At 66.2% G+C, this 8679-nt stretch carries 10 protein-coding genes; 5 read left to right on the top strand and 5 right to left on the bottom strand.

Features of this window, described 5'->3' with window-relative positions:
* Positions 1-108: 108 nt before the first annotated feature.
* From MOQ72_RS43395 to MOQ72_RS43380, 4 genes are all read right to left on the bottom strand, one after another.
* On the bottom strand, positions 109-1308 hold the full coding sequence (locus MOQ72_RS43395; protein WP_242191904.1) for a patatin-like phospholipase family protein: 1200 nt from the start codon (positions 1306-1308) through the stop codon (positions 109-111).
* A gap of 109 nt (positions 1309-1417) precedes the next feature.
* A complete protein-coding gene (locus tag MOQ72_RS43390) occupies positions 1418-1594 on the bottom strand; it encodes a hypothetical protein (protein WP_242191903.1) in 177 nt (58 codons plus the stop codon).
* Between the two features lie 533 nt (positions 1595-2127).
* Complete coding sequence (locus MOQ72_RS43385) at positions 2128-2655, bottom strand: hypothetical protein (RefSeq protein WP_242191902.1); 528 nt, start codon at positions 2653-2655, stop codon at positions 2128-2130.
* Between the two features lie 1326 nt (positions 2656-3981).
* The gene (locus MOQ72_RS43380) at positions 3982-4959 is read right to left on the bottom strand and encodes a GlxA family transcriptional regulator (protein WP_242191901.1); all 978 of its coding nucleotides are present in this window, start codon (positions 4957-4959) and stop codon (positions 3982-3984) included.
* 477 nt (positions 4960-5436) lie between these two features.
* On the opposite strand from MOQ72_RS43380, the gene MOQ72_RS43375 reads away from it, so the two are divergent.
* From MOQ72_RS43375 to MOQ72_RS45970, 5 genes are read left to right on the top strand one after another with little or no spacing between them, the layout of a single operon-like run.
* On the top strand, positions 5437-5835 hold the full coding sequence (locus MOQ72_RS43375) for an HD domain-containing protein (protein WP_242191900.1): 399 nt from the start codon (positions 5437-5439) through the stop codon (positions 5833-5835).
* The gene (locus MOQ72_RS43370) at positions 5832-6074 is read left to right on the top strand and encodes a hypothetical protein (protein WP_242191899.1); all 243 of its coding nucleotides are present in this window, start codon (positions 5832-5834) and stop codon (positions 6072-6074) included. The genes MOQ72_RS43375 and MOQ72_RS43370 overlap by 4 nt, the downstream gene beginning before the upstream one ends.
* Positions 6075-6098: 24 nt before the next feature.
* On the top strand, positions 6099-6302 hold the full coding sequence (locus tag MOQ72_RS43365; RefSeq protein ID WP_242191898.1) for a hypothetical protein: 204 nt from the start codon (positions 6099-6101) through the stop codon (positions 6300-6302).
* Between the two features lie 48 nt (positions 6303-6350).
* Positions 6351-7289 (top strand): NADP-dependent oxidoreductase, encoded by a 939-nt coding sequence (locus tag MOQ72_RS43360; RefSeq protein ID WP_242191897.1) that lies wholly within the window; start codon positions 6351-6353, stop codon positions 7287-7289.
* Between the two features lie 58 nt (positions 7290-7347).
* The gene (locus MOQ72_RS45970) at positions 7348-7737 is read left to right on the top strand and encodes a cupin domain-containing protein (protein ID WP_372495658.1); all 390 of its coding nucleotides are present in this window, start codon (positions 7348-7350) and stop codon (positions 7735-7737) included.
* Positions 7738-7900: 163 nt separating this feature from the next.
* Here the strand turns inward: MOQ72_RS45970 and MOQ72_RS43350 are convergent.
* On the bottom strand, positions 7901-8679 hold a 779-nt coding region (locus tag MOQ72_RS43350; protein ID WP_242191895.1), incomplete at its 5' end, for an IS256 family transposase.

Genomic DNA, 8679 nt, shown 5'->3' with positions numbered 1-8679 from the left:
GCGCCAGCGAAGATCCTCAAACCTGGTCCGTTTTGGCCACCGGGCCAACTCTGCTGACAACTGTTCACAAAGCACTGAACGTGCTGACCACTGGCGGATTGGTCGGCGTTAGTGGTTGGTGAGGGTGGTCAGGGGGGCGATTTGCCAGTGGTCGCTGTCGGTTTGGGTTTGGGTGAGCCAGTGTTGTGCGTCGCGTTGTCCCATGGCGATGAGTTCGTCGAGGAATTCCGGGTCGAAGAACAGGTAGCTCAGGAGTTGGCCGTGGGCGGGGCTTTCTCCGCCGAGCAGTTGGCTCTGCAGGCGTTGTCGTAGTGAGCGGAGGCTGATGCTGCGTCGGCGGGAGCGGAAGACCTCCAGGGCGTGTTCGCCGATGGCGCCGCGCCGGTCGGGTGCTACGAAGATGTAGGGCACGCGGCGGTACGGGGGTTTGCCGCGTGCCTGGCGGTAGCGCGTGGTTGCGGGTGCGTGCTGGGTGTAGAAGAGGTTGATGTTGCCGAGCACGACGATGTCTTCGGCGAGGGGGTCCACCAGCGCGCCTTCGAGCAGGTGGAGGGCGCCGTCAACGAGGTCGGGTGGTTTGCCCTCGTGGCGTCCTGGTTCGTCGGAAGGCGGGGTGATCGCGTCGGTGCCGATGACTACGATGCGGTTCGCGCCGAGGTCTAGTGCCGGTTTGATCGGGGTGTTCAGGCGTGTGCCGCCGTCGACGTACCAGCCGTGGGCTTCCGGCGGTGTCTCGATCCGGACCGGTGGGAACAGCACGGGCAACGCCGCTGAGGCTCGCAGATGCGCGTGTTGGATCCAGGCGGGCATGTAGTCGATCACGTGCGAGCGATGCAGGGCGTGGTGTTGCGAGCGTTCTACGAAGACCACCGTGCGGCCGCTGCGGACGGCGGTGGCCACGACCGCCAAGGCGTCGACATCGCCGTCGGCGACGTTGCGGTGCGTGCGTGAGAGGTCGATCCAGCGCTGTACCCCGCGTTCGAGGGGAGTTGGATCCAGCAGGCTGGAGAATTGGAAGCCCGGCAGGGACAGCACCTGCCCGAGGTACTGGGCGGCCGCGACTGGCAGCTGACGGTACATCGGGCGCGTGATGCCCGTGCGTCCGACTTCGCGCCAGCATTCCAGCAGTCCTGCGGTGGCCTGTTCTGCGCTTTGGTCTTGCGTGGCCGCGAAATAGGCGGCGTTCATGGCGCCGACGCTCGTACCGACGAACAGCGACGGCCGCTGGCCCAGCCGATCCAGCTCGGGCAGCAGTACGGATAACGCTCCGGCCTCGTAGGCCCCGCGCGCCCCGCCTCCGGCCAGCACTAGCGCAATTCGCTCGCGACCGGCGCCGCCCTTCGGCGCCGGCTCACTGGCGCCACCTGGAGTCGGGTGCCGTTGTTGCCCTGGATGCGGCTGTTCCGGCGTTGACATGTCACACCGGACCGCTGCCCGCACCACCCGCCGCTGTCCCCAAGAGATCCACATAGGACAGTTGAGAGAAGGTCTTGTGCTCCAGATTGGTTCCCGCCTCGTGCTGCTCCAACACCCGCCGTCGCACATCCTCGGCCCTCGTGTGCTGGTGCCAGGTGAACCGGCAGTACCACGACATGGTCGTCCCTCCTCAAAAGATCATCAGAACAGGCGCAAATCCCGCTACCAAGAACGGAAAACTTTGCCTCACACCAACAAACACTAACCCGCGCACTCGTATCCAGCAGACGATCAGCACGCCAATGCAGGCATGCCAGCGATCTCGAAGAGCGCGGCTTCCGCTGGGCACGGCCAACTTTCGTGCCATCAGAAAAGAACCGTCGCACTCCCACTGCGGATGCCTGCTGTTGGGCCTCGAAGCGCGCCTCGTCGACAGGCGGGTGCCGCTGTCCGAACGCGTCCCTCACGAACGGCACCGCACACTGACGCACAGCTGACTCGCTTCGGTGTGCTGATGCGGGCGAGGAGCGGGCAGACCATGCTACGGCGATCGCCTTTAGAAACGCTCCTCCGATCTGGTAGCGGACTTCGAAGAGCTCTGCCGCCAGACCGCGACCGGAGGTTCCCTGCACTCACAAGCACCGCAGATGCTCGTTGCATCGCCACCGACTCGTCTGCCACGGAGCCGAGGAAATCAACGTACGGATGGCTTCAGCTCTCGGCGGCCGACTCGACGATGGTCCGGCGCTGTTTGTGGCGACGCTCGTAGCTGGCCAGGCCCACCTGCTCCTCCGGTGGCATCGACCGCATCCGTGGCAGGATCTCGTCCACGGTCATCTCATCGTAGCCAGGCCAGGGCTCCTGACCGCGCAGTTCGTCGATGCGGGAGAGGATTGTGGCGCGAGCTCGGTTCCGGGCTTCGTAGCCCTCGACCTGGTGCAGCCCCTGCTGCGTCAGACCTGGCAACTTCTGGACGATCTGGGTAGCCCTGAGACTGTCGTAGTCAGCAATCGGCAATTCCGCTTCCTCGGACTGCAATCCAGCGACTTCTCCTTGCAGCGCTGCGACACCGGGAACCTGGCGGATCCTTCGGCCGACCTCGCGGACGCCGTGACGGAGGTCCTCCCGGGCGCTGCCCATGACGGCCTGGCCGCGCCCGGCAAGCGCGTCATAGGCGTCGCCAGCACGGTGCAACCACTGCTCGCGCTCCTGCCACACGTGTTGCACCTGTCCAGGCATGGCGCGCAGCGAGCCAACCGCCCACGCCCCAACACCCACAACGGCAAACAATGATCGCTGCGTTTGGCTAATCAGGTCCACTGCAACTCACCTTCCCGCACTTCGGCCCAACGACGGCACCTCCGGAGTTCCCCAGCTCCGGAGCCAAGAAAACGAGCAGGTTCACCACAACGGACAGCCCGGCATCGTCGAACCACACGGACAGACAAGACACGGCGCGCTAGGACAGATCATTGTCGGCCTGGGCTGCGCTCCGCTTGATCGCCTCGGGGGGCTTTGTTCGTGCCGCGGGCGACGGGGCAGCGGAGGGAAACTGAGATGCGAGCCTACATCGCCCCATGCAGGGGGACGCACGCTCACAGCAGTTGCCGGTCCACGACCGGCACGCCACACCGTGCGGTACCGTGCGCCGTCAAAACGACAACGCCGATAGGGCGTCCAGGTTCGCGTTGAGGGACGGGCGGCATTCAGGCCTGGCAACGGCAGCCGACCGTGGATCTCATGGCGCGAGGGCACGAACGACGGTGAACAGGACCACGCCGCACGCGAGTAGCAGCACCCCGGTGACCATTCCGACACCAGTTATCAACACGGCGGCATTGAACAGAGAACGCATGTCCGAACCTTTCATCGCGGTGAACGGTTCCCCAGTTGACCATCTCCGAGGGTTCAGCGCCGGACAAGGTTCGCCCAGTCAGGGATCACGCCTCTGGCAGAACCCTCCATGGTCCACATGGGCCATTCAGGACCAACAGGGCGGCGCTCCCATGTCCAATGTCGAGGCCTTGGGGCTCATCAGCCTCCTTCTCGGTTTTCGCAGCGGCCAGTCCTTGAGCAGGTAGGAGCGCACGATCTCCACTCTGGACGGACAGCCTTCTCGCAACTCGGCGAAACACCCCGTTTGAGACCACAGACGGAACCGTCACGGGCATGGTCGCCGAGGTCGACTACCGCGTCCTGGAGATTCCAGCGCTGCCCTCACCCGGCTGACCAGACACGGGACCAGCGTCGAACCAACCTCTTGACGAATCGACCCGCAACCTCCGGTCATCGGCATGAGCGGACGTTGAGTGCCCGAACTTCGCACGAACGATGGCAGCACACCTGCCTTCGCCAGCGTTATGCGTGATCAACTTGACAAGTGCAGAGAAACTTCCAGACCTGCAAGCTCGAACTCGGAACCTGCGGCCGCCCCTACGGAACACCCTGCCGCCACGAACACGCCTGTTTCTCTGAACTAACGCCCGCGCGCCCAACCGACGTCGACCAGTGGCCGTCCAAGTTCGTAGAACGCGTTGTTGGCGGCATGAGTGAACATTGGGACGCTTAACCCGCGTTGGCGCGGCGGGTTGTGCTGAACCGGCGTTGGTAGGCGGCGGGGCTGATCGACAGCTTCCTGGCGAAAACCCGTCGCATGCTTTCGTAACTGGGGAACCCGGCGAGGGTCGCGGCCTGCGTCGCGGTGTGTCCTTGGTCGAGCAGTGCCCTGGCCATGTCGAATCGGATGTTTTCCACGTAGCGGGCCGGTGTCGTGGACAGCTCGCCGTGGAAAAGCCGGGTGAGGTGCCGGGTGCTCACGTTGAGGTGTTTCGCGAGTTCACCGAGTGAGTGGTCCGCGCGGGGGTTCGCCGTGACCAAGTCGGTGATTTTGCGGAGAGCCGCCGAGCGGGGCGGCGGTCCTTGCAGCGGTGCCGAGAACTGGGACTGGCCGCCCGCACGCTGCATGTACACCACCAAGGCGCGGGCGACGTCGCGCGCCAGGTCGGGCCCGTGGTCCTTTTCGACAAGAGCGAGCGCCAGATCGATGCCTGCCGTCACCCCTGCCGTCGTGTACGTGGTGCCATCGCGAACGTAGATCGCGTCGGGCTCGACGCGGCACGTCGGACACCGGGCGGCGAGCTCGTGCGCGACCTGCCAGTGCGTGGTCGCGCGCTTGCCGTCGAGGAGGCCAGCGGCGGCGAGGACGAACGCCCCGGTGCAGATCGACGCGACCCGGCTGGCCACAGCCGCCGGTATTCGCGCGGCGTCCGCCAGGTCGCTGGGGACACGGGCGCGCGGATAGAGATCGGACCCGGCCACCAGCAACGTGTCGAAAGCTGGCTCCGAGGCGGCGGCGCCGTCGACCGCGATCCCGACCCCGAGGTTCGACGTGACGTCCGCACCGGTCGGCGACAGCAGCACGATCCGGTAGTCGGCACCGAACCGGTTCGCCTCCTTGAACACCTCTGCGGGACCGGCCACGTCCAGCAACGTCACTCCGTCGTAGACGAGGATCGCGACGTGATGGGGGGCAACGTTCACCATTCCGGTCCCTCCGGAGCCGGATCCGCGCACTGACCGCCGTCGGGTCGGCGACGCGGAAGGCATGGACACCGTTCATTGGTAGCACACCGTTACGGGAGATGACGGGGATCCTCAACTCGCCGTCGCCTTCGGCTGATCACGCGCACAACCTGGCCGTGAGCAGCGAGGAGCCACGCCGGAGGCGTTGCGAAGGCTGGTCCACGAAATCCTCGTGCCGCGACCGATGCCCGGTTGACTCACGCGATGAACCCCGACATCAGGTATCGCGCGGAACCAGCTGTGACGGACGACGTGAAGTCGCGGGCCACGCGCTGGTCCCGGCTGCGCGACGCGGTGGAGCACACGGCTGCGATTTCGCCTGTCCGGATATCAGTGATTCCTGGCTGGACGAAGGCAGCGCCGCACGCCGATCGGTGGGCAGCATGGAAGTCGGACACGCGGTCCACAATCGACACACTTCCCGGAAAGTCAGAAATCATGCCAGAGGCCATCGCGGGACTGGAGATTCCTGAGACAGCGGCGGTCGCCGAAGCGACCGGGCTCATCCAGGAGACGACCAGCCCCCTCATCTACCACCACTCGCGGCGGATCTTCTTCTTCAGCCTGATTCACGCTCAAAAGCTCGGCGTGAAGCCGGACCCGGAGCTGCTCTACTTGGCGGCCATGTTCCACGACACCGGCCTCCTGACCCCCTTTTCCGACGTCGAGCAGCGCTTCGAAGTCGATGGCGCCGACCACGCGCGCAAGTTCCTCCTGGACCGGGGTTTCTCGACGGCCGCCGCCGAGACCGTCTGGACGGCGATCGCGCTGCACACCACGCCAGGCATCCCCGGCCGGATGGCCCGGAAATCGCGACCACGCACCTCGGCGTCTTGACCGACGTGCTCGGCTTCGGCCTGGACGGACTGCAACACGATCAGCTAGCCGAAATCCTCGCCGTCCACCCACGCGGGGACTTCAAGAACGAGTTTCTGCGAGCCTACGTCGACGGGCTCAAGAACCGCCCCGAAACCACGAACGGCACCGTGAACTCCGACGTGCTCGAACACTTCATCCCCGGCTTCCAGCGCACGACGACGGTCGAGCGCATCGTCGGCTCGCCCTGGCCGAGCTGACCGGACCTCACACGAGGCCACGCGATGAACGGTGTGAGGCACTTCGACAACGGACGTCGTCTCGGACGTCGTGCTTCGTTCGTCCTGCTCGTCTGCGCCAACGTGCTGATGATGGCGACCGCGAGCGCGCCGTCCCCGATCTACCCGCTGTACCGGGAGCGCACCGACGACGGGCGATCCGCGACCTCCGCGGCCGGGAGCCTGCACCACGAGCGGACCCCGTGCTGAGCCCCTACAACTACCCATACCGACGAACGTTCTGGAAAGGATTCGAGCATGCGAGCGATCATCGTGCGAGACCGTGACGCGGGTGTCGGCGGCCTCACCCTGACCGACATGCCTTACCCCCACGCTGCGGAAAACGACGTCATCGTGCGCGTGCACGCCGCGGGCTTCACCCCCGGAGAGCTCGACTGGCCGGGAACGTGGTCCGATCGCGCCGGGCGCGACCGGACACCCAGCATCCCCGGGCACGAGCTGTCCGGAGCCGTGGTCGAGCTCGGCTACGGAACCACCGGCCTCACCGTGGGTCAGCGGGTGTTCGGACTGACCGACTGGACCCGCGACGGATCGCTGGCCGAATACACCTCGGTGGAGGCTCGCAACCTCGCCCCCCTCGCGGCCGACATCGACCACACCGTGGCCGCCGCGCTGCCCATTTCCGGACTGACCGCATGGCAGGGACTGTTCGACCACGCCCACCTCACGACCGGCCAGACCGTCCTCATTCACGGCGCCGCGGGCGGCGTCGGCTCGATCGCCGTCCAACTCGCGCGAGAGGTGGGCGCCCGCGTGATCGGCACCGGCCGAGCCGACGACCGCGATGTCGCGCTCGGCCTCGGCGCGCAGACCTTCCTCGACCTGGACGCCGACGATTTGCAGAACGTCGGCGAGGTGGACGTGGTGTTCGACGTCATCGGCGGCGACATCCTCCAGCGATCGACCGAACTGGTACGTCCGGGCGGCACCCTCGTCACCATCGCCATGCCACCTGCCGTGCAGCCCAAGGACGGGCGAGCCATCTTCTTCGTCGTCGAACCCGACCGCGCCCGGCTGACCGACCTCGCCCAGCGCCTCCGGGCCGGACGGCTCAACCCCATCGTCGGCGCCGTGCGACCGCTTTCCGAAACGGCCTCCGCGTTCGCCCGCCACCGCCGCACGCCCGGCAAGACGATCATTCAGGTCGCGGACGAAAGAGGAGCGCAACAGTCATGATCAGTGTGCGAATCGCCAGCGGCGTGCTGATCGCCAGCACGGCTGCCGCGGTCGTCGGATGCGCCCCTGCGACGGAGCGTCCGACCACCCCGGCCGTGGCTTCGGAACACCCTTCCGAGACCCTGACACTCCTGATCCAGCAGGCGCTGCCGAACATCCAAGGAAAACCTTCACCTCGGCGACCGTGACCTTCCCCCCGGACGCCCGAGCGATGCCCCACCGACACGGCAACGCGTTCGTCTACGCCTACGTGCTCGAAGGCGCTGTACGCAGCCAGCTCGAAGGCGAACCGATGCGTACATACCACCAAGGCGAGAACTGGATCGAGCAGCCAGGTGCCCACCACGTGGCCACAGAAAACGCCAGCAACGCAGAACCAGCCGAGCTCCTCGTCGTCTTCGTCTCCACCACCGGAGAACAGCTCAAGACCGACGACCCGCACCAGTAGCCCCGTCGCGACAGCGTGATCAGCCCGCAGGACAACGCGTACCGCCAGATCGCCAAACACCTGCGCCACGTCCTGCTGTCCCACACCCACTGCGAAGCGGGCCACGCCCCGCGTCGCACCGATCGGGACTGTCCGATGATCGGTGGATCTGGCTTGGCATGGTTTAGTTTCCGGTGGGTGTGATGCGGCCTTCGAAGGTGATCGCGAAGGCGTTGAGGGCTGGTTTCCATCGCATGGCCCATCGTGCCCGGCCCCGTCCGGTGGGGTCCAGGGAGCGGGTGGCCAGGTAGAGGCACTTCAGGGCGGCCTGCTCGGTGGGGAAGTGCCTGCGGGCGCGGATCGCGCGCCGGTAGCGGGCGTTGACCGACTCAATGGCGTTGGTCGAGCAGATCACCCGGCGGATCTCGACGTCGTAGTCCAGAAACGGCACGAACTCCGACCAGGAGCTCTCCCACAACCGGATCACCGCCGGATATCGCTCGCCCCAGGTCGCGGTGAACTCGGCGAACCGCTCGCCGGCCGCGGCCTCGGATGGGGCGGTGTAGACGGGTTTGAGGTCGCGGGCGATCGCGTCCCAGTACTTGCGGGAGGCATACCGGAAGGTGTTGCGCAACAGGTGGATCACGCAGGTCTGCACGATCGCCTGCTCCCACACCGTGGTGATCGCCTCGGGCAGGCCCTTGAGTCCGTCGCAGACCACGATGCACACATCTGCCACACCCCGGTTTTTGATCTCGGTCAGCACCGCCAGCCAGAACTTCGCGCCCTCACCGGCCCACAGCCCGAGGATGTCGCGTTCGCCGCCCACGGTGACTCCAATGGCCACGTAGATCGGGCGGTTGGTGACCTGCCCGTCGCGGATCTTGGCTCTGGCGCAGTCTCCGTGATGACGTCTGGGGCGGTCGTCGAGGTCTTGTTCGCTGGTGGTAGGTGACGCCAGTG

Source organism: Saccharopolyspora soli (genome assembly GCF_022678645.1).
GTDB lineage: Bacteria > Actinomycetota > Actinomycetes > Mycobacteriales > Pseudonocardiaceae > Saccharopolyspora > Saccharopolyspora soli.
Note: the sequence above shows the minus strand (reverse complement) of the source record. Positions and strands in the feature narration are given on the sequence as shown.